Annotated in this window: 21 protein-coding genes; 16 read left to right on the forward strand and 5 right to left on the reverse strand. The window is 72.8% G+C overall.

The window, feature by feature from the left end; all coding sequences use genetic code 11:
• Positions 1–25: 25 nt before the first annotated feature.
• Positions 26–298 (reverse strand): hypothetical protein, encoded by a 273-nt coding sequence (locus G6553_RS12975; protein ID WP_166193459.1) that lies wholly within the window; start codon positions 296–298, stop codon positions 26–28.
• A 109-nt stretch (positions 299–407) separates the two neighbouring features.
• Here G6553_RS12975 and G6553_RS12980 point away from each other — a divergent pair, with 109 nt between their 5' ends.
• The 9 genes from G6553_RS12980 (at position 408) to era (ending at position 8583) form a co-directional block, all read left to right on the forward strand.
• Positions 408–1424 (forward strand): PhoH family protein, encoded by a 1017-nt coding sequence (locus G6553_RS12980; protein ID WP_166193462.1) that lies wholly within the window; start codon positions 408–410, stop codon positions 1422–1424.
• Positions 1421–1870 carry an rRNA maturation RNase YbeY gene (gene ybeY, locus G6553_RS12985; protein WP_166193465.1) on the forward strand — a complete coding sequence of 150 codons (450 nt, stop codon included), beginning with the start codon at positions 1421–1423 and terminating at the stop codon, positions 1868–1870. The genes G6553_RS12980 and ybeY overlap by 4 nt, the downstream gene beginning before the upstream one ends.
• Positions 1867–3183 (forward strand): hemolysin family protein, encoded by a 1317-nt coding sequence (locus G6553_RS12990; protein WP_166193468.1) that lies wholly within the window; start codon positions 1867–1869, stop codon positions 3181–3183. The genes ybeY and G6553_RS12990 overlap by 4 nt, the downstream gene beginning before the upstream one ends.
• A complete protein-coding gene (locus G6553_RS12995) occupies positions 3180–3539 on the forward strand; it encodes a cytidine deaminase (RefSeq protein ID WP_166193470.1) in 360 nt (119 codons plus the stop codon). Before G6553_RS12990 ends, G6553_RS12995 begins: the two co-directional genes overlap by 4 nt.
• A 53-nt stretch (positions 3540–3592) precedes the next feature.
• On the forward strand, positions 3593–4084 hold the full coding sequence (locus G6553_RS13000; RefSeq protein WP_166193473.1) for a hypothetical protein: 492 nt from the start codon (positions 3593–3595) through the stop codon (positions 4082–4084).
• 97 nt (positions 4085–4181) lie between these two features.
• The gene (locus G6553_RS13005) at positions 4182–5537 is read left to right on the forward strand and encodes an FAD-binding oxidoreductase (protein ID WP_347565693.1); all 1356 of its coding nucleotides are present in this window, start codon (positions 4182–4184) and stop codon (positions 5535–5537) included.
• Positions 5534–6802, forward strand: coding sequence for a class I SAM-dependent methyltransferase (locus G6553_RS13010; RefSeq protein WP_347565694.1), 1269 nt, complete (start codon positions 5534–5536; stop codon positions 6800–6802). The genes G6553_RS13005 and G6553_RS13010 overlap by 4 nt, the downstream gene beginning before the upstream one ends.
• A gap of 13 nt (positions 6803–6815) precedes the next feature.
• On the forward strand, positions 6816–7625 hold the full coding sequence (locus tag G6553_RS22185) for a siderophore-interacting protein (protein WP_166193476.1): 810 nt from the start codon (positions 6816–6818) through the stop codon (positions 7623–7625).
• Between the two features lies 1 nt (position 7626).
• Positions 7627–8583 carry a GTPase Era gene (gene era / locus G6553_RS13020; RefSeq protein ID WP_166193479.1) on the forward strand — a complete coding sequence of 319 codons (957 nt, stop codon included), beginning with the start codon at positions 7627–7629 and terminating at the stop codon, positions 8581–8583.
• Between the two features lie 309 nt (positions 8584–8892).
• On the opposite strand, the gene G6553_RS13025 is transcribed toward era, so the two are convergent.
• The 3 genes from G6553_RS13025 to G6553_RS13035 are packed head-to-tail and all read right to left on the reverse strand — an operon-like array spanning position 8893 to position 11234.
• Entirely contained in the window at positions 8893–9639 is a 747-nt protein-coding gene (locus tag G6553_RS13025) for a septum formation family protein (protein ID WP_166193482.1), read from the reverse strand.
• Positions 9639–10430, reverse strand: coding sequence for a septum formation family protein (locus G6553_RS13030; protein ID WP_347565695.1), 792 nt, complete (start codon positions 10428–10430; stop codon positions 9639–9641). The genes G6553_RS13025 and G6553_RS13030 overlap by 1 nt, the downstream gene beginning before the upstream one ends.
• A 21-nt stretch (positions 10431–10451) precedes the next feature.
• Entirely contained in the window at positions 10452–11234 is a 783-nt protein-coding gene (locus G6553_RS13035) for a sigma-70 family RNA polymerase sigma factor (protein ID WP_166193485.1), read from the reverse strand.
• Between the two features lie 245 nt (positions 11235–11479).
• Here G6553_RS13035 and G6553_RS13040 point away from each other — a divergent pair, with 245 nt between their 5' ends.
• Positions 11480–13372 (forward strand): SpoIIE family protein phosphatase, encoded by a 1893-nt coding sequence (locus G6553_RS13040; protein WP_166193488.1) that lies wholly within the window; start codon positions 11480–11482, stop codon positions 13370–13372.
• A gap of 111 nt (positions 13373–13483) precedes the next feature.
• Positions 13484–13699 (forward strand): hypothetical protein, encoded by a 216-nt coding sequence (locus tag G6553_RS13045; protein ID WP_166193491.1) that lies wholly within the window; start codon positions 13484–13486, stop codon positions 13697–13699.
• Positions 13700–13706: 7 nt separating this feature from the next.
• Here the strand turns inward: G6553_RS13045 and G6553_RS13050 are convergent, their stop codons facing one another.
• A complete protein-coding gene (locus G6553_RS13050) occupies positions 13707–14198 on the reverse strand; it encodes an NAD(P)H-dependent oxidoreductase (RefSeq protein ID WP_166193494.1) in 492 nt (163 codons plus the stop codon).
• A 356-nt stretch (positions 14199–14554) separates the two neighbouring features.
• Between G6553_RS13050 and leuA the strand changes: the two genes are divergently transcribed.
• From leuA to G6553_RS13075, 5 genes are all read left to right on the forward strand, one after another.
• Entirely contained in the window at positions 14555–16297 is a 1743-nt protein-coding gene (gene leuA / locus G6553_RS13055; protein WP_166193497.1) for a 2-isopropylmalate synthase, read from the forward strand.
• Between the two features lie 84 nt (positions 16298–16381).
• Entirely contained in the window at positions 16382–17239 is an 858-nt protein-coding gene (locus G6553_RS13060) for an alpha/beta hydrolase (protein ID WP_166193500.1), read from the forward strand.
• A gap of 18 nt (positions 17240–17257) precedes the next feature.
• Positions 17258–17998, forward strand: coding sequence for a DNA repair protein RecO (recO, locus tag G6553_RS13065; RefSeq protein WP_166193503.1), 741 nt, complete (start codon positions 17258–17260; stop codon positions 17996–17998).
• A 36-nt stretch (positions 17999–18034) separates the two neighbouring features.
• The gene (locus G6553_RS13070; RefSeq protein WP_166193506.1) at positions 18035–18802 is read left to right on the forward strand and encodes an isoprenyl transferase; all 768 of its coding nucleotides are present in this window, start codon (positions 18035–18037) and stop codon (positions 18800–18802) included.
• 58 nt (positions 18803–18860) lie between these two features.
• Positions 18861–20486 carry a HAMP domain-containing sensor histidine kinase gene (locus tag G6553_RS13075; RefSeq protein WP_166193509.1) on the forward strand — a complete coding sequence of 542 codons (1626 nt, stop codon included), beginning with the start codon at positions 18861–18863 and terminating at the stop codon, positions 20484–20486.
• Positions 20487–20642: the final 156 nt, after the last annotated feature.

Genomic DNA, 20642 nt, shown 5'->3' on the forward strand with positions numbered 1-20642 from the left:
CCCCGACCCAACCCCCAGCGCAGGCTCAGAAAAGCTGCAGCACCCGCAGGCCGGCGAGGACGACGGGCAACCCGAGGACGACGAGCATCACCCAGGCGGTGATCCGGTGCCGTCGCTGGGAGGAGTCGAGCCGGGCGGCGAAGTCCAGGAGCGCGCCGTCGGGGACGTGGGCGGTCAGGCCCATGCGCCGGGCGTCGGGCGGGAGGTGCAGGCCGGCGTACCAGGTCGGCTCGGTGTCGTCGTCGTGGTCGTCGGGATCCTCGACGGGATCACACGGGTCGACGGGAACACCGGGCACCCCACAGACGCTACGCCGGTGCAGCACAACTCGCTGGGGCGCGCGCGAGCGCTCCCGTAGCATGGCCAGGCACCCACCGTCGACGAAAGGCCGCCCGGACCGGGCATCCATGACTGACAGCCAGACCTCTTCCACGCGGCACACCGTCGTGGTCCCGAACAGCATCAACATGGTGAGCCTGCTGGGACCGGGCGACGAGCACCTCGGGCTCATCGAGCAGGCCTTCGACGCCGACGTGCACGTCCGCGGCAACCGGATCACGCTGTACGGCGAGCCGGGCGAGGTCGCCCTCGCCGAGCGGCTGCTCGAGGAGCTGGTGACGATCATCCGCACCGGCCAGGGCGTGACCGGCGAGACCGTCGAGCGCGTGCTCACCATGCTGCGCGCCGAGACCACCGAGCGTCCCGCCGACGTGCTCAGCCTCAACATCCTCAGCAACCGCGGCCGCTCGATCCGTCCGAAGACGCTGAACCAGAAGCGCTACGTCGACTCCATCGACAGGCACACGGTCACCTTCGGCATCGGCCCCGCAGGCACGGGCAAGACGTACCTCGCGATGGCCAAGGCCGTGCAGGCCCTCCAGAGCAAGAACGTCAATCGGATCATCCTGACCCGCCCGGCCGTCGAGGCCGGCGAGCACCTGGGCTTCCTGCCGGGCACGCTGAGCGAGAAGATCGACCCGTACCTGCGCCCGCTCTACGACGCACTGCACGACATGATCGACCCCGAGTCGATCCCGAAGCTGATGGCCGCCGGCACCATCGAGGTGGCGCCGCTGGCGTACATGCGTGGCCGCACGCTCAACGACTCCTTCATCATCCTCGACGAGGCGCAGAACACCACGCCCGAGCAGATGAAGATGTTCCTGACCCGCCTCGGCTTCGGCTCGAAGATCGTCGTCACCGGCGACATCACCCAGACCGACCTGCCGGGTGGCGTGAAGTCCGGCCTGCGGATCGTCGAGGGGATCCTCGACGGCGTGGAGGACATCTCGTTCAACCGGCTCACCAGCCACGACGTGGTCCGGCACCGCCTGGTCGGCAAGATCGTGGCGGCGTACGACGAGTTCGACGCCGAGCGCGAGCGCGTCAGCGAGCAGCGCGCGGCCAAGGACGCGAGCCGGTGAGCATCGAGGTCCTCGACGAGTCCGGCCACGCGCTGGACGTCCGGTGGCTGGCCGACCTGAGCCGGTTCGTCATGGACCGGATGCGGGTCCACCCGATGGCCGAGCTGTGCATCAAGGCCGTCGACGAGGCCACCATCGCCGAGCTCAACGAGCAGTGGATGGAGAAGGAGGGGCCGACCGACGTCCTCGCCTTCCCGATGGACGAGCTACGTCCCGGCCTGGTCGACGAGGAGCCCGAGGAGGGCGTGCTCGGCGACCTGGTGCTCTGCCCCGAGATCGCGGCGAAACAGGGTGAGACCGCGGGCCACGGCAAGGACGCGGAGATCGAGCTGCTGACCGTGCACGGGATCCTCCACCTGCTCGGCTACGACCACGCCGAGCCGGAGGAGCACAAGGAGATGTTCGGCCTGCAGGACGAGATCCTGAAGGAGTGGCGCACCCGGTGACCGCCGGGGACGTGGGGCTGCTGGTCACGGCAGCCGCACTCGTCGTGCTCGCAGGCCTTTTCAGCGCCGTGGACGCGGGCATCAGTGCCTTCTCCCGCGCCCGCGCCGAGGAGCTGGTGGGGGAGGAGCGCGCCGGCGCCAAGAAGCTGGTCGCGCTGCTCGACGACCCGGTCCGCTTTCTCAACACCGCGCTGTTCCTGCGCCTGCTGTGCGAGGTCGCGGCGATCGTGCTGGTCACCCTGCACATCGACGAGGCCGTCGACGGCGCCTGGTGGGCCAGCGTGCTGCTGACCATCGGGATCATGCTCGTGGTCAGCTTCGTCGTCATCGGCGTCGCGCCGCGCACGCTCGGCCGTCAGCACTCCGAGACCGTCGCGCTCTACTCGGCCGGTCCGCTGATGGCGCTGAGCAAGGTGCTCGGCCCGCTGCCGCGGCTGCTCATCGTCGTCGGCAACGCCCTGACGCCGGGCAAGGGCTTCCGCGAGGGCCCCTTCTCCACCGAGACCGAGCTGCGCGAGCTCGTCGACCTCGCCGAGGCGTCCGCGGTCATCGAGTCCGGCGAGCGGCGGATGATCCACTCGGTCTTCGAGCTCGGCGACACCACCGCACGCGAGGTGATGGTCCCGCGCAACGACGTGGTCTACGTCGAGCGGCACAAGAACCTCCGCCAGACGATGTCCCTCTTCCTGCGCTCCGGCTTCTCCCGGGTGCCGGTCATCGAGGACAACCTCGACACGATCGTCGGCTTCGCCTACCTCAAGGACGTCGTCCGGCGGGACTTCGAGGCGCCCGAGGTGGAGCTGACCCAGCACATCGACGAGGTGATGCGCCCGGCGACGTACGTCCCGGAGTCCAAGCCCGTTGACGCGCTCCTCTCGGAGATGCAGGCCAACCGGCAGCACATCGCGGTCGTGGTCGACGAGTACGGCGGCACCGCCGGCATCATCACCATCGAGGACCTGCTCGAGGAGATCGTCGGTGAGATCACCGACGAGTACGACGAGGAGCAGGTCGACAGCGAGCGCCTGGCGGACGACCACGGGCAGCCGGGGGGCTGGCGGGTCTCGTCGCGCTACCCGGTGGACGACCTCGAGGAGCTCTTCGGCTTCGACGTCGAGGAGGAGGACGTCGACAGCGTCGGCGGCCTGATGGCCAAGCACCTCGGCCGCGTGCCGATCCCCGGCTCGGTCGTGGTGGCGCACGGCCTGCGCTTCGAGGCCGAGGGCCCGGCCGGCCGGCGCAACAAGGTCGCCACCGTGCGCATCGTCCCGGTGGCCCCCGATGAGCCCGACACCATCCAGGAGGACGAGTGACCACCACCGCCGACGGCCCGGAGCTCACCGCCGAGGATCGCAAGCTGGTGACCCTGGCCCGCGCCACGCGCGCCCGCACCCGGGCCGCCGAGGGCGCGGCGGTGCGCGACGCCGACGGCCGGACGTACGCCGCCGCGACGGTCGACCTGCCCTCCCTGCAGGTCTCCGCGCTCGGCGTGTGCGTCGCCATGGCGGTCGCGTCCGGGGCGACCGGCCTCGAGGCCGCGGTCGTCCTGACCGAGGCCGACGGCGTGGCCGACACCGACCTGGCCGCGCTCCGCGACCTCGCCGGCGCCGGCGTGGTCGTCCACCGGGGTGACCCGCGCGGCGCCGTCGTGGAGACCGTCGCCAGCTGATCGGCACCGGGCGGCGCGCATGGACAGCGCTCGGCACGGGCACCCCGAGGAGCATGTCGGAGAGACCCGGGACGGCGAAGCGCGGCGACGACACCTCCTCGAACCTCGCGGTCCGCGCGACCCGCAGCACGGTGGGGCGGGAGAGCACCACGTTCGGGTTCTCGATCCTGGTCACCGCGCTCTTCGGCATGCAGCAGGTCGTCCACGGCACGCCCGGCGCGCGTGAGGTGATCGCGTACGCCGTCGGCGCAGTGATGTCCTTCACCGTGCTCGAGGCGGTGCTGTCGAAGGGCTTCCGTCACCCCATGCCCCAGCACCACACGCGCGTGCTCGCCCTCGGCACCGCCCTCAACGTGGCCTCGGTGCTCGGCGGACTCCTGGCGGGGTGGGGTTGCGCGGAGCTGCTCGACGGTTGGGTCTCGTTCGCCGTGACGCCGTTCGTCGCCGGAGTGGTGTACCTCCTCATCGAGAGCCTCGAGGCGGCCGCCTCCGAGCGGCTGCTGGCGAGGTCCGGCGTGGACGACGCCGAGGAGGTCAGCGACTGAGGCCTGGCGTGGGGGCGATGGTGACGATCACCACCGTCGGGTCCGAGCCGGGAAACCCGCGCGCACGGACGGCATCGGCCGGAGTAACTTGTTGCCCGTGACAACTTCCGGGGTGTGGGAGAAGCACGAGCAGGCGGTGGCCCGGCTGCGGGCGTCGTACGCCGCGATCCCGCCGGGAGCGCCGGTCCGGCTCGCCAAGCAGACCTCGAACCTGTTCCGCCCGCGCGCCGCCACGACCGCTCCGGGGCTCGACGTGAGCGGCCTGACCGGCGTGCTCGAGGTCGACCCGGTCGCGCGGACCGCACAGGTGCAGGGCATGTGCACCTACGAGGACCTCGTCGACGCGACGCTGCCGCACGGCCTCATGCCCTACGTCGTCCCGCAGCTGCGGACGATCACGCTCGGCGGCGCGGTCACCGGCCTGGGCATCGAGTCGACCAGCTTCCGCAACGGCCTGCCGCATGAGTCGGTGCTGGAGATGGACGTCCTCACAGGCGCCGGTGAGGTGGTCACGACCCGTCCGGGCGAGCGGCTCTTCGACGCGTTCCCCAACTCCTACGGCTCGCTCGGCTACGCCACGCGGCTCGTGATCAGCCTCGAGCAGGTGCCGTCGTACGTCGCGCTGCGCCACGTCCGGGTCGATCCGGAGCTGCTGGCGGGGACGATCGAGGGGATCGTCGCGACCGGCGAGCTCGACGGCGTCCGGGTCGACGGCCTCGACGGCACGGCGTTCGCGCCGGACGAGGTCTACCTGACCGTCGCCACCTGGCGGGACGAACCGGGCCCGACCAGCGACTACACCGGCCAGGACATCTACTACCGCAGCATCCGGCAGCGGCCGACCGACCTGCTGACGACCTACGACTACCTGTGGCGCTGGGACACCGACTGGTTCTGGTGCTCCGGCGCGTTCGGCGCACAGCACCCGCTCGCGCGCCGGGTGTGGCCGCGCAGGTGGCGACGCTCGGACGTCTACCACCGGATGGTCGCCCTCGAGCGCCGCCACGGCGTCGTGGACCGGCTGGACCGGCGCGCGGGCCGTCCGCAGCGCGAGCGGGTGATCCAGGACGTCGAGGTGCCGGTCGAGCGGCTCACCGAGTTCCTCGCCTGGTTCGACGAGGCCGTCGGCATGCGGCCGGTGTGGCTGTGCCCGCTGGTCGCGCAGCACGACTGGCCGACGTACCCGCTCGAGCGCGGCGCGACGTACGTCAACGTCGGCTTCTGGGGGACCGTCCCCGTGGGCGACGACGCGCCCGAGGCCCCGCTCAACCGGGCCATCGAGGCGACGGTCCACGAGCTGGGCGGCCACAAGTCGCTCTACTCCGAGGCCTTCTACGACCGCGAGACCTTCGACCGGCTCTACGCCGGCGAGCACCTCGCGGCCGTCAAGAGCACCTATGACCCCGACGACAGATTGACGAGCCTCTACGACAAGGTGGTGAGGAGACGGTGAGCTCGATCTCGATCGGCGACGCGGTGGCGTCGCTGCTCCGTGACGGGATGCCGGTGCGGTTCGAGGCGTACGACGGGTCGGCCGCCGGGCCGAGGGACGCCGACATCCGCCTCGTGCTGACCGACCCGCGCGGACTGGCCTACATCATGACGGCTCCGGGCGACCTCGGCATGGCGCGCGCCTACGTCTCGGGGGACCTGGAGGTGCACGGCGTGCACCCCGGCGACCCGTACGACGCGATGACGCTGTTGATGAACCACCTGCGCTTCCGCAAGCCGACTCCCGCCGAGGCGGTCCGGCTGGTGCGAGGGCTGGGCATCAACCACCTCAAGCCGCCGCCGCCCCCGCCGCAGGAGCACCTGCCGCGCTGGCGCCGCGTGGTCGAGGGCGTGCGGCACTCGCTGACCCGCGACGCGGAGGTGATCAGCCACCACTACGACGTGTCGAACACCTTCTACCGTCACGTGCTCGGCCCGTCGATGGCCTACACCTGCGCGGTCTTCCCGAAGGAGTCGGCATCGCTGGAGGAGGCCCAGGCCGAGAAGTTCGACCTCGTCGCCCGCAAGCTCGACCTCCGGCCCGGGCAGCGCCTGCTCGACGTCGGCTGCGGCTGGGGCGGGATGGTCATCCACGCCGCCAAGGAGTACGGCGTCCGCGCGCTCGGCGTGACGCTCTCCCGCGAGCAGGCGTCGTGGGCCCAGCAGGCCGTCGACGAGGCCGGCGTGGGCGACCTGGTCGAGGTGCGGCACTCCGACTACCGCGACGTGCCCGAGACCGGGTTCGACGCGATCAGCTCGATCGGGCTGACCGAGCACATCGGGGTGCGCAACTACCCGGCGTACTTCGGGTTCCTGCGCGACCACCTCAAGCCCGAGGGCCGCCTGCTCAACCACTGCATCACCCGGCCGCACAACCGCCCGGAGTCGACGGGTGCGTTCATCGACCGCTACGTCTTCCCCGACGGCGAGCTGACCGGCTCCGGCACGATCATCACCGCGGCGCAGGACGTCGGCCTGGAGGTGATGCACGAGGAGAACCTCCGCCTGCACTACGCCATGACGCTGCGCGAGTGGTGCCGCAACCTGGTGGAGAACTGGGACGCCTGCGTCGCCGAGGTCGGCGAGGGCACCGCACGGGTGTGGGGCCTCTACATGGCCGGGTCGCGGCTGGCCTTCGAGCGCAACGAGATCCAGCTGCACCAGGTGCTGGCGGTCAACACCACCGAGGACGGCCGCGACGGATTCCCGCTGCGTCCGACGTGGTGACTAGCCTGACCCGGTGAGCACCCGGGCCCAGCAGCACACCGCCGAGGTCGTCGGCCGGACCCAGGTCTCCGACCACCTCGTGCGGCTCGTGCTCGGGGGCCCGGGCCTCGCGGACTTCTCCTCGACCGGCGTGCCGGACGAGTGGGTGGGCCTCGTCGTGCCGGGCCAGTTCCAGAGCCGCTACTACACCGTGCGGTCGTGGGACGGGTCCTCCCTCGTGCTCGACGTCGTCGTCCACGACGTCGGCCTGGTCACCGAGTGGGCCCGCCGCGACGTGGTGGGGGAGACCGTGACCGTGACCGAGCCGAAGGGCTCTTTCGCGATGCCCGACGACGCGGCCTGGCTGCTGCTCGTCGGCGACCTGACCGCGCTGCCGGCGATGGCCCGGATCCGCGAGACCGTCGACGTCCCGACCCGGGTCTGGGCGGAGGTGCCGGCCGACGACGAGCTCGCCGGCTACCTGCCCGCCGGCGCGGACGTCACCTGGCTCGACCAGCCCGGCGACGGCGAGAGCCGGCTCGCCGAGGCGGTCGAGGGGATCGACTGGCCCGAGGGCGAGGGCTACTTCTGGATGGCCGGCGAGTCCGCGCAGATGCGGGCGGTCCGCAAGCACCTCATGCGGGTCCGGCAGCTGCCGAGCACGGCGTACGACGTCATGGGCTACTGGCGCGCCAACGCGAAGCGGCAGCCGCGGTCCGTCGACCCGGGGCCGGTGTGGCGCGCAGGCAAGGCGGCCGGCAAGACCGACGACCAGATCTGGGCCGACTACGACTCGGCCGCCTCCGACCCAGCACCCGACCCGGCATCCGACCGACAGGCCTGACATGAGCGACACCACCTCCGGCACCTCCGGCACCTCCGGCACCACCGAGCACCGCAGCGGCTTCGCGTCGTTCGTCGGCCGGCCGAATGCGGGCAAGTCGACGCTGACCAACGCCCTGGTGGGCCAGAAGGTCGTCATCACCAGCTCCAAGCCGCAGACCACCCGCACCGTCGTGCGCGGCATCGTGCACCGCCCCGACGCGCAGCTGGTGCTCGTCGACACCCCCGGCCTGCACCGCCCGCGCACGCTGCTCGGCGAGCGGCTCAACGACCTCGTCAAGACCACGCTCGCCGAGGTCGACGTCGTCGCCGCGTGCTTCCCGGCGAACGAGAAGATCGGCCCCGGCGACCGGTTCATCGTCAACGAGATGGCCAAGGTCAAGCGCACCAAGAAGGTCGCCATCGCCACCAAGACCGACCTCGCGACGCCCGAGCAAGTCGGCCAGCACCTGCTCGACATCCAGGCGCTGGGCGCCGAGACCGGCACCGACTGGGCCGAGATCGTCCCCGTCTCCGCGCAGGCCGGCGACCAGGTCGAGCTCCTCGCCGACCTGCTCATCGGCCTGCTCCCGGCCGGGCCGCAGCTCTACCCCGACGGCGACCTCAGCGACGCCCCCGAGGAGATCCTGGTCGCCGAGCTGATCCGCGAGGCCGCGCTCGAGGACGTCCGCGACGAGCTCCCGCACTCCATCGCCGTCGTCGTGGAGGAGATGAACCTCCGCGAGGACCGGCCCGAGGACAAGCCGCTGCTCGACATCCACGCCAACGTGTACGTCGAGCGCGACTCCCAGAAGGGCATCATCATCGGCCACAAGGGCTCGCGGCTGCGCAGGATCGGCACCGACGCCCGCAAGCAGATCGAGGCCCTCCTCGGCACCCCGGTCTACCTGGACCTGCACGTCAAGATCGCCAAGGACTGGCAGCGCGACCCCCGCCAGCTCCGCAAGCTCGGCTTCTGAGCCTGCCAACACCCACCGGTCGGTCGAGGAGGTTGCGCAGCAACCGTCTCGAGACCCGGTGAGGGGCGCCTCCGCTGGTTGAGCAGGGAGGCGCCCTGGCGCCGACCGTGTCGAAACCCGGTGAAGGGCGCCTCCGCTGGTTGAGCAGGGAGGCGCCCTGGCGCCGACCGTGTCGAAACCCGGTGAGGGGCGCAGGGCAGCAGGCACCTGTCCGGGTCTCGACCCGCCCGTCGCGACCTCGTTCCCCGGCGCGGGGCTTGCTCGACGTTCCTTCGCGACGCCCCCCGCTCGTTCCTCGCGGGCGGCTGCTCAGTCCGGCGCCCAGCAGCGGCCGAAGGTCATGCCGGAGCGCCACTGGTCGGCGCTGGGCCACTCGTAGCCCCACTCGAAGCTGAGCGGGTCGTCGGCGGTGTCGCGGCCGGCGTCCTCGCACGGGCCCTGGCCGGCGTCGCGCACGGTCGCCTCGCCCGGGTAGCGGCCCGAGCCGAGGTCGACGACGGCGACCGCGCGCCAGGTGTGGTCGGTGGAGCACGGGACCCGGCGGAATCCCGGGGCGTCGGGGCCGGCCGTGCCGCACATCGCCCACCGGCGGGCGGCCTCGGGGCGGTCGAGGACGCCGGCCAGCCGGCCGGTCAGCGGCGCGAGCTGCTCGGGACCGGCCAGCGAGACGACGTCGCAGCGGTACCACTCGGCACCCGCGTCGGACTCCTCGACCGTCGGGGTGAACCAGACCGAGCGCAGCATGCTCAGCCGCAGCGCGTCGCGGCTCCCGCCGAGGAACGGGCCGAGCCGCCGCGGGCACTCCTCGGCGACCTGCTGCTGCACCCGGTCGGAGTCGACGGCCAGCAGGTGCCCGCCGACGACGGCGTCGAGCGTGCCGACGGCGTACGTCCTCGAGGTGTGCCGGCCCGAGCACGGCACCGGGTCGGTGGCGGTCGTCGGCGCGACCGCCTCGGCGTAGGTCATCCGGTAGCAGGCCCGGTCGTCCGGCTCGGAGCCCGAGGAGCAGCCGGCGGCGAGGGCCAGCAGCAGAGCGGCGGCGGCGCGGCCGCGCATCAGTCCGGGGTCCGCGCCCAGCACACCGAGCGCCGGTTGCCGGCCTGCCACTCGGCCTCGTGGAACCACGTGTAGCCGAAGTCGTACTCCACCGGGTAGCCCAGCCACGCACCCACCGACTCCGAGCAGAAGTCGCGGGTGGTGACCTCGACGACCCGGTCGCCGGGGTACTCGTCGTCCTGGTCGCCGACCTTGATCGTGGTGACGGCACGCCAGTCGTGCTCCTGCGAGCACGGCACCTTCGTGCCGGTGTCGACCGACGGGCCGACCGCGCAGACCATCCACCGGTCCTGGGGACGGCCGAGGAGCAGCCCCTCGGCGGTCTCGGGGAGCGCGACGTACTCCTCGCTCTCCTCGCCGCCGCCGACGACGTCGCAGCGGTACCAGCGCGCACCGTCGTCCCACGCCTCCTCGGACGGGCGGAACCACGCCCAGCTGACGACGGTGCGCATCACCAGGCTCTCGTCGGCGCCGAGCAGCTCCTGGAACCGCTTCGAGCAGGTCTCGTAGGCGAACGCCCCCATCTCCTCGTCGTCGTACGCCGCGTCGTGGAGGGCCTCGGGCAGCTCGCCGACCGCGTAGGTCTGGGCGGTGTGCCGCTGCGAGCAGGGGACGGTCCGCGTGGCGTTCGAGGCGCGCGCCACGTCGTCGGGCGTCAGCACCCGGCAGGCGCCCAGCTCGGGCACCTCGACGGCGTCGACCTGGTCGGGATCGGTGTCCCCGCCCTGGGCGTCGGTTCCGCACCCGGCCAGCAGGGCCGTCACCAGGAGCAACGCGGGGAGCAGACGCACGCGCCGGATGCTACCTGCGGGTCAGGTCAGCTGCGCCCGCATGTGGTCGAGGATGCGGCCGATGAGCCGCGAGACCTGCACCTGGCTGACGCCGATGTCCTCGCCGATCTCCGCCTGGCTCCGGTCCTCGAAGAACCGGAGGTAGAGGATCCGCTGGTCCCGCTCGTCCAGGGTGCGCACGACCGGGGCCAGCGCCACCCGTGCGTCGCTCGCGGAGAGCGCGTCCTCGCTCTGGTCGTCGGTCAGCAGGTCACCCAGGGAGCTGCTGCCGTCCTCGCCGACGGGCTGGTCCAGCGACCGCGGGGCGAAGCAGCCCCACGCGCGGTCCGCCTCGTCGTACTCCTCGGAGGTGATGCCCATCGCCTCGACGACCTGGTCCCTGGTGGGCTCGCGGCCGAGCTCCTGGCGCAGGTCCTCGAGGGTGCGGCCCAGCCGGCCCTGGAGCTCCTGGACGCGGCGCGGCGGACGCACCGACCAGCCGTGGTCGCGGAAGTGGCGGGTCAGCTCGCCGCGCACCGTCGGCACGGCGAAGGTGAGCAGGTCGTGACCGCGCTCGGGCTCGAAGCGGGCGATCGCCTTGACCAGGCCGACGTAGGCGACCTGGACGAGGTCGTCGTCGGAGATCCCGCGGCCGCGGTAGCGCCGGGCGATCGCCTCGGCCACGCCGCGGTTGACCAGCACGAGGTCGCGGCGCAGGTCGTCGCGGACGCCGTCGTCCTTCGTGGCGCGGAGCCGGTCGAGGAGCGCCTCGGTGCGGGCGGCACGCTCCGCGCGGGGGAGGCGGGTGGTGTGAGCAGACGTCATGGTTCCGTCCCGAGAACGAGGTGCGGACCGCCGTCTGCTCAGCGGTACATCCCTCACACAACCCGAGCCCGGTTGCGCAGAACCTCACCCGCGAGGGTGAAAGGATGCCGCCGGACCCGGGCGTCCGACACGCGCGGGGTCTGGTCCGGGCGATCCCGGGAACCGTCGGCGGGAGCCCGTGAGACCTGTGAGGATTGCCTTCCCCGCGAAGGTGACCTCCGCGAGGAAGTGGGCACAGGAGGGCCATGAGCGAGCAGCACCAGCGAAGGGATGCCATGGACGGGTCGTACGACGACTCCGGCCGCTCGGCTGCCTTCCACCAGGCGCCGGGTCTCCTCGCGCTGTTCGAAGGACCGGAGCTGCGGCTGACCGAGGTCAACGACGCCGGGCGGGCGCTGCTCGGCGAGCGGACGGTCGAGGTCCTCGCCGCCGGCGGCGCCCGCAGCGACCTGCTCGACCTCGCCCGGACCGTGCACGAGTCCGGCGAGGCCCGCGCCGGCGAGATCGTCCTCGACGAGACGGGCACCCTGACGCTCGGCCTCGCTCCCTGGCGCGACCGTGACGGCGAGGTGCGCGGCGTCGTCGCTCAGGCGCTCGCCGGCCCGACCCGACCCGCGGCCCCGGCCGCGGCTCCTGCTCCCGCCAAGCACGCCGCCCCGGCCGCCGGCCCCGACCAGACGCTCGTGGCGCTGCAGGACGCGCTCCTCCCGGGTGGCGTCCCGATCCCGCGCGGCATCCGCCTGGCCGCGCGCTACCTCCTCGCCGACGAGGGGGTGGTCGCCGGTGGCGACTGGTTCGACGCCGTCGCGCTCGAGGACGGTCGCCTGGTGCTCGCCGTCGGCGACGTCGTGGGACACGGTGTCCGGGCCTCCGTGGCCATGGGCGAGCTGCGTGCACTCTTCGAGGAGCGCGCGCGTCTCGACGGCGACATCGAGGCGGCCCTGGAGCTGCTCGACTCCCGCGCTCGGAGGGTGCCGCCGGCCCGCGCCGCGACGGTCTGCGCCGCGGTGCTCGACCCGGAGACGGGCGACCTCGTCTACTGCACCGCGGGCCACCCCCCGCCGATGGTCGTGAGCCCCGACGGCGAGACGACGTTCCTCCCCGCCTCCGGTGCCGGCCCCCTGGCCTCGGGCCTGCCCTTCGAGCTGGCCGAGCACCGCCTCCAGGAGGGTGACGTGCTCGTGATGTACAGCGACGGCATCGTGGAGCGGCCCGGCCGCACCGTCGCGCAGTGCACGATCGACCTGGCCGAGGTGGTCCGCGAGGCCGTCCTGGCCGGGCCCGACCTCGAGCGGATCGAGGAGCGCGTCCCCGAGCGCATCTGCCGGGAGTCGATCGAGCGGTTGGCCGGCGCGACGGGTGTCGCCGACGACATCACCGTCCTGGCCGCGGAGCTGGTCGAGCCGATGCCCGACCTCGAGCTCAGCTACCCCGCGATGGCCGACACCCCGCGGGTGGTCCGTGCCGAGCTTGCCGAGTGGCTCGACGAGCTGCAGGTCGGCCCGCTCGACGAGGTCGCGCTCCAGCACGCGGTCGGCGAGGTCGTGACCAACGCCTGCGAGCACGCCTATCCCGAGTCCGTGCGCCGTGCCGACGCCGTCGTCCGGGTCACCGCCCACCTCGACGACGAGGGCGTCGTCGAGGTGACCGTCTCCGACCAGGGCACCTGGCGCGCGCCGGGCGCGCCGAGCACCCGGGGTCGCGGCCTGGCGATGGCACGTGGCTTCGCCGACGAGTTCGAGCTGCACCACGGGGAGGGCGGCACGACCGCACGGCTGCGGCTGCGGCCGACCCGCTCGGTCGGCATGCTCACCGCGTCGGGCTCCTCGGTCTCGGGACGCGAGCCGCTGGTCATCGAGGAGGAGCCGGGCGGCCTGACGCTCTCCGGCACGGTCGACCACCGCGCCACCGACGAGCTGCGCCGCCGCATCGCCCACGCGTCGTTCGGCGGCACGATCGACGTGGTCGTCGACATGAGCGGCGTGACGCTGCTGGCCAGCTCCGGCGTGCAGGTGCTCTACGAGGCCATGGCGCCCGCCGGTGGGATCGGCCTCGGTGAGCTGCGCCTCGTCGCGCCGCTGGGGTCGCCGGCGCAGCACGTGCTCGAGATGGTCCGCCTGCCGTACTCGACGGGCTGACCCGCTGCGTCACCCGGCCGGGTGAGGCTGGGCCACGCGCCGGCGGGAGACCTTGGTGGTCCACGCTCAGCAACGGCGTGCCGGTCGAACCCACCACGGAGGTGGCGCCCCGTGAGGCAGTCCGTCCCGCTTCCCCTCGCCGGTCTCGACGAGACCTGCGCGATCCACCAGTTCATCCGCGTCCACGGGCGCAGGCCCACGCCCGCGGAGCTCGCCGCATGCCTGCAGACCGCTCCGACCGACCGACCTCGCGGACCGGCCGGCTTCGCGGTCGACGTGCTCGGCTCCGTGCGGCGGCAGCTCGCCCGCATCGTGGCCGGCGCCTGAACGGGCCTCAGCCCGTCGAGAGCAGGGCGGCGATCGTCCCGCCGAGGTCGTACGCCGCCTCCTGCTCCGCGGGGCCGACGTCGCCAAGGACCTCGAGCACGTCAGCGGCCTGCTGCCAGGGCAGGGCGCCGACGATCGAGAGCACCGAGCGGACGGCGCCGGTCGTGTCGTACCGCCCGTGCACCCAGACCCCGAACGGCCGCTTCCGGCCGGCTCCGGCCGGGGCGCCGCCGCCGTCGTCGGTCAGCGCGCCGCCGGCCTCGAGGAAGATCGTGTCGAAGAAGTGCTTGAGCGCCCCGGACATGTAGCCGAAGTTCGCCGGCGTGCCGAGCACGTAGCCGTCGGCGGCGAGGACGTCCGCCGCCGTCGCCTCGAGAGCGGGCCGGACCACCACCTCGACGCCCTCGATCGCGTCGTCCCGCGCGCCGGCGACGACGGCGTCGGCCAGCTCCCGGACGGTGGGCGTGGGGACGTGGTGGACGACCAGGAGCCGAGGCATGCGGCCAGGATGCCGTGCCGGCCGGTGCGGACCTAGTGCGGGACGCCACCCTCCTCGAGCACGTCCATCACCAGCATCGTCACCGCCGAGGTCGAACAGGTGCCGTTGACGACCTGAGCTCGTCGTTCGTCGACTGCGGCTCCTCGCCGGTGGTCTCGGGCCCGCATTCGCGGCCGGCGCCGCCGCCTCCTCAGTCGTGGGCTATCGTGGCGGGGTCATGATGCGTCAGCACCTCCTCCTTCGCTGCCGCAGCGAGGTCTGAGCCCAGCCGGACCCCCTCGCTGCGGAGTGCTCGCGCGGCCGGCGCCCCTGGGCCACCCAGGCCCCACCCCAGCAGACAGCACGAGGTTGCTCCCATGACCCAGCACGACATCCCGGCCCGCCAGCAGTCCCGGCAGCAGCCGAGCGGCATGCCGTTCGACCGCTACCGAGCGTTCCCGCCGATCGACCTCCCCGACCGGACCTGGCCCTCGCAGACCATCGCCCACGCCCCGCGGTGGCTCTCCACCGACCTGCGCGACGGCAACCAGGCGCTCATCGACCCGATGAGCCCGGCGCGCAAGATGGAGATGTTCGACCTGCTCGTGAAGATGGGCTACAAGGAGATCGAGGTCGGGTTCCCCAGCGCGAGCGAGACCGACTTCTCGTTCGTGCGCCAGCTCATCGAGGGCGACCGGATCCCCGACGACGTCACGATCTCGGTGCTGACCCAGGCCCGCGAGGACCTGATCGAGCGCAGCGTGCAGTCGCTGGTCGGCGTGCCGCGCGCCAACATCCACCTCTACAACGCGCTGGCCCCGTTGTTCCGCCGCGTGGTGTTCCGGGCCAGCAAGGACGAGGTCAAGGACATCGCGGTCCGCGGCACGGAGATCCTGATGAAGAACGTCGAGAACTACCTCGACGCCACCGTCATCGGCTACGAGTACAGCCCCGAGATCTTCACCAGCACCGAGCTGCCGTTCTCGGTCGAGGTCTGCGAGGCCGTCAGCGACGTCTGGCAGCCCGAGGACGGTCGCGAGATCATCCTCAACCTGCCGGCCACCGTCGAGGTCGCGACGCCCAACGTCTACGCCGACCAGATCGAGTGGTTCTCCCGCCAGCTGACGCGTCGCGAGCACACCGTCATCTCGCTGCACCCCCACAACGACCGCGGCACCGCCGTCGCGGCGACCGAGCTGGCGATGATGGCCGGCGCCGACCGCGTCGAGGGCTGCCTGTTCGGCCACGGCGAGCGCACCGGCAACGTGTGCCTGGTGACCCTGGGCATGAACCTCTACAGCCAGGGGATCGACCCCCAGATCGACTTCAGCGACATCGACGAGGTCCGGCGCACCGTCGAGTACTGCACCCAGCTGCCGGTGCACCCGCGGCACCCCTACGCCGGCGACCTCGTCTACACGGCGTTCTCCGGCTCCCACCAGGACGCGATCAAGAAGGGCCTGGAGGACCTCGACCGCCAGGCCGCCGAGCAGGGCGTCCCGGTCGAGCAGCTGCCCTGGGAGGCGCCGTACCTGCCGATCGACCCGCACGACGTCGGCCGCACCTACGAGGCGGTCATCCGCGTCAACAGCCAGTCCGGCAAGGGCGGCGTGGCCTACGTGCTGAAGAACGAGCACAAGCTCGACCTGCCGCGCCGCGCCCAGATCGAGTTCAGCCGGGTCATCCAGGAGCGCACCGACGCCGAGGGCGGCGAGATGACGCCCGACGCGATCTGGTCGACCTTCCGCGCGGAGTACCTCGACCGCGAGGCGCCGCTGCGGCTCAACTCGGTGCACACCTCCTCGGCTGCGGGGGAGAAGGACCAGCTGACCGTCAACGTGTACGTCGACGGGCAGATGCGCACGCTCGAGGGCTCGGGCAACGGCCCGATCGCCGCGTTCGTCGACGCGATCAACGGGCTCGAGGTCGCCGAGGAGCGCGGCTGGGACGTGCGGGTGCTCGACTACGCCGAGCACGCGCTGTCGGCCGGCGGCGACGCCTACGCCGCGGCGTACGTCGAGTGCGCGGTCGGCGACCAGGTCCTCTGGGGGATCGGCGTCGACCCGAACATCGTCACCGCCTCGCTCAAGGCCGTCCTCAGCGCCGTCAACCGCGCCTGAGCCCCCGCGCCTCCGGCCCGTCGTCGCGCGGTCCGTCGGTCGGGTCCGGTCGCCGCCCGGTCACCCTGCACTACTGTGCCTCGCATGCTGGTTTCCGAGCGGATCGGGCAGTTCTTCGTCGAGGGCGACACCGGGCGCGACCGGCTGGAGTACACCGAGTACGGCGCCGGCGACGCCTGGGTCGTCCTCGTGCACGGGCAGCTGATGCCGCGCCGGATGCACGCGCCGCTGGCCCGCCGGCTGGCCGCCGAAGGCCTCCACGTCGTCACCATCGACCTGCTCGGGCACGGCCGCTCCGACCGCCCGGCCGACCCGCTCGTCTACTCCGTCACCGCGTTCGCCGAGCAGGTGGTCGCGCTGCTCGACCACCTCGGCGCCGCCCAGGCCGTCGTCGGTGGCACGTCGATCGGCGCCAACATCGCCCTCGAGACCGCGGTCCTCGCGCCCGAGCGGGTGCGGGGGCTGATCTGCGAGATGCCGGTCCTCGACAACGCGGTCGAGGCCGGCATCCTGACCTTCGCCCCGCTGCTGATGGCCGCGCGGTTCCTGCCGATCACCGTCACCGCCGTGCGGCGGCTGACCCGGCCCGTGCCGCGGGGGATCGTGCCGTTCTGGGCCGGGATCGTCCTCGACACCCTCGATCAGCGCGCGGACTCGCTCGCCGCGGTGGTGCACGGGCTGTTCTTCGGACGGATGGCGCCGCCGTCCAAGGACCGCCGGCGGATCCAGGTGCCGGCTCTGGTCGTCGGCCACCCCGCGGACCCGGTGCACCCGGCGGCGGACGCGGCGATGCTGGCCGAGGAGCTGCCGCAGGCGACCTTCGTCAAGGCCCGGTCGATCCTCGAGTGGCGGGTCGCCCCGGAGCGGCTCGACCGCGCGGCGGTCGGCTTCGCGCTCGGCTGCTGGCGCTCGACGGGGCGGCGGCGTCGTACCGGCTCCTGAGTCGCGCACAATGGAGGCGTGCCTCTCTACCGCGACGAGGCGATCGTGCTGCGCACCCACAAGCTGGGGGAGGCCGACCGCATCATCACCCTGCTGACCCGCCACCACGGACGGGTCCGCGCGGTGGCCAAGGGCGTACGCCGCACGACCTCCCGGTTCGGGTCGCGGCTCGAGCCGTTCACCCACGTCGACCTGCAGCTCGCCGAGGGGCGCAACCTCGACACGATCACCCAGGCGGAGACGCTGACGCCGTTCCACTCCGGCATCGGGCTCGACTACGACCGCTACACCGCCGGCACCGTGATGCTGGAGACCGCCGAGCGGCTGGCCGCTGAGGAGCGCGAGCCCTCGCTGCAGCAGTTCCTGCTGCTCGTCGGCGGGCTGCGGGCGATGTCGACCGGGCAGCGGCGGCCGGGCCAGGTGCTCGACTCCTACCTGCTGCGGTCGCTGTCGGTGGCCGGCTACGCGCCGTCGTTCGAGCACTGCGCCCGCTGCGGGACCCTGCCGAATCCTGAGCGCCCGCACCGGTGGTTCAACCCGTCGATGGGCGGCGTGCTGTGCTCGACCTGCCGGGTGCCGGGGTCGGCGTCGCCGGCGGCCGAGACGCTCCTGGTGCTCGGCGCGCTGCTCGCGGGCGACTGGGAGACCGTCGAGGCGGCCGAGCCGCGGCAGCTCAAGGAGGCGAGCGGCCTGGTCGCGGCCTACCTCCACTGGCACCTCGAGCGCGCGCTGCGCTCGATGGAGCACGTCGAGCGGTGACCGGCCCCGCCCCGCTCGCCCTCTAGGCTCGCCGCCGTGAAGCGCGCCGTCCGCCAGCCCACGCCGCACCCCTCGGGTGCCCGGCCCCCCGAGCTCCCGAAGGAGCTCGTCCCGCGCCACGTCGCCGTCGTGATGGACGGCAACGGCCGGTGGGCCAAGGAGCGCGGCCTGCCGCGGACCAAGGGGCACGAGGAGGGCGAGTCCTCGTTGTTCGACGTCGTCGAGGGCGCGATCGAGATCGGCGTCAAGGCGGTCTCGGCGTACGCCTTCTCCACCGAGAACTGGTCGCGCAGCCCCGACGAGGTCCGCTTCCTCATGGGCTTCAACCGCGACGTGATCCGTCGCCGCCGCGACGAGATGCACGAGCTCGGCGTCCGCGTCCGGTGGGCCGGGCGGGCGCCGCGGCTGTGGAAGTCGGTCATCAAGGAGCTCCAGGTCGCCGAGGAGCTCACCCGAGACAACGACGTGCTCACGCTGACGATGTGCGTCAACTACGGCGGCCGCGCCGAGCTCGCCGACACCGCCCGCCGGATCGCCGAGGAGGTCGCCGCCGGCCGGCTCGACCCCCGCAAGGTCGACGAGCGCACCTTCGCGAAGCACCTGTACGTGCCCGAGCAGTCCGACGCCGACCTGGTGTGGCGGACCTCGGGGGAGCAGCGGCTCTCGAACTTCATGCTGTGGCAGGCCGCCTACGCCGAGCTCGTCTACTCCGACGTGCTGTGGCCCGACGTCGACCGACGCCACCTGTGGGCCGCGATCGAGGAGTACGCCCGGCGCGACCGGCGGTACGGCGGGGCGCGCTGACGCGTCCTTCCGCCGCAATCACCTGCCGGAGCGAGCCGGAGGGGCCAGACTGGCGCCCATGCCTGGGAGGGGCGGGACCGGACGGCCGTGGGCGGGCGCGCTGAGGGGCGTGCTCCTCGCGTCCACCACCGACCCGCGCGCGATCCAGGGCGGCTTCGCCCTGCTGGTCGCCGTCGACGTGGCGCTCCGTCTGGTCGGCGGCGTCCGGGTCGGGCTGTCGGCACCGGCCGTGGCGGTGCTGGCGGTGCTCGTGCTGCTCGCCGTCACCCTCGTCGCCCACGGTCGGATGTCGATGCGGGCCGTCGAGGCGCTGCTCGTCGCCGACATCGCGGTCGTGGGCATCGCTCGGTTGAGCCCCGAGGGCGGCTCCGGCCTCCTCGTCGTGCTGCCGGCCCTGTGGCTCGGGCGCCTGCTCGGCCGGCGCGGGGCCGCGGTCGCCGGGGTGGCCACGGTCGCGCTGGTCACCGTCCCGGGACTTGCCTACACCGGCGCCGACGGCATCTTCCTCTCCCGGTCGGTGATCATCCCGGTCGTCGCGACCATCGCCGCGCTCGCCATCGCCGGCGGCATGGAGCAGGTGGGGCAGGCCATGGAGACCGTCGAGCACCAGCGGCGGGTCTCCGAGGCCACGCTCGACACGGTCGACGTCGGGCTGGTGCTGCTCGACCGGGACGGGAAGTACGTCGCGATCAACCGCCGGCACGAGGACTTCATGGCCCTCGCCTACCCGGGCGGCCACGCAGGGCGGGCCGGTCAGGTGGGGCACGTCCTCGACGCGGACCGGTCGACCCTCCTGCCGCGCGAGTCGATGCCGACGTACCGCGCGGCCCAGGGGGAGGAGTTCGACGACTGCCGCATCTGGGCCGGCGACGACCCGCTGACCCAGCGCGCGCTGTCGGTCTCCGCCCGGTCGGTGCGGGACGAGGCCGGGCGCTTCGCCGGCGCGGCGCTCGCCTACAAGGACGTCACCGACTTCATGCGCGCGATGGAGGTCAAGGACGAGTTCGTCGCTTCGGTCTCCCACGAGCTGCGCACGCCGCTGACCTCGATCGTCGGCTACGTGCAGATGCTCCGCGAGGACGACGGACTCGGACCGCGGGCGGCGCGGCAGCTCGAGGTCGTCGACCGCAACGCCCAGCGGCTGCTCCGGCTGATCACCGACCTGCTGGACACCGCCCAGATCGACGCCGGCCCCGTCGGGATGGCGCGTACGCCGTGCGACCTGGCCGGCCTGCTGCGCGACTGCGTCGACGCCGCCCGTCCCGCGTACCGCGCCGCGGGCATCCGACTCGACCTCACCGCCCCGCCCGCGCTGCCGATGCTGCTGGACCGGCAGCGCATCGAGCAGGTCGTCGACAACCTGCTCACCAACGCGATGAAGTACAGCACCAGCGGCACCGAGGTCTGCGTCTCCCTGGCCGTCGAGGACGGCCGGGCCGAGCTGACCGTCGCCGACCAGGGCATCGGCATCTCCGCCGCCGACCGCGACCGGCTCTTCACCCGCTTCTTCCGCTCCCGCGACGCCGAGGACCGCTCGATCCAGGGCGTCGGCCTCGGTCTCAGCATCACCCGCGGCATCGTCGAGGCCCACGGCGGCCGGATCGAGGTCGACAGCGAGCTCGGCGTCGGCAGCACGTTCCGTGTCCGGCTGCCCATCGAGGTCGCCGGCGCGTTCGCCGGCTGATCGCGAGCCCTCTGCGAGCGTCGACGAGGCCCGGTGAGCCGACCTTCGGTCTGCGGGCCGTGGGTGGTGGCGGTGAGGAGCAGCCAGGAGGACGAGGTACGCCGTGGCTTGCGGTCGCCGGCCGGCTCACGGCTCACGGCCGGCTCTGTTCGGCTG

The organism is Nocardioides sp. IC4_145 (assembly GCF_011250565.1).
Classification (GTDB): Bacteria; Actinomycetota; Actinomycetes; order Propionibacteriales; family Nocardioidaceae; genus Nocardioides.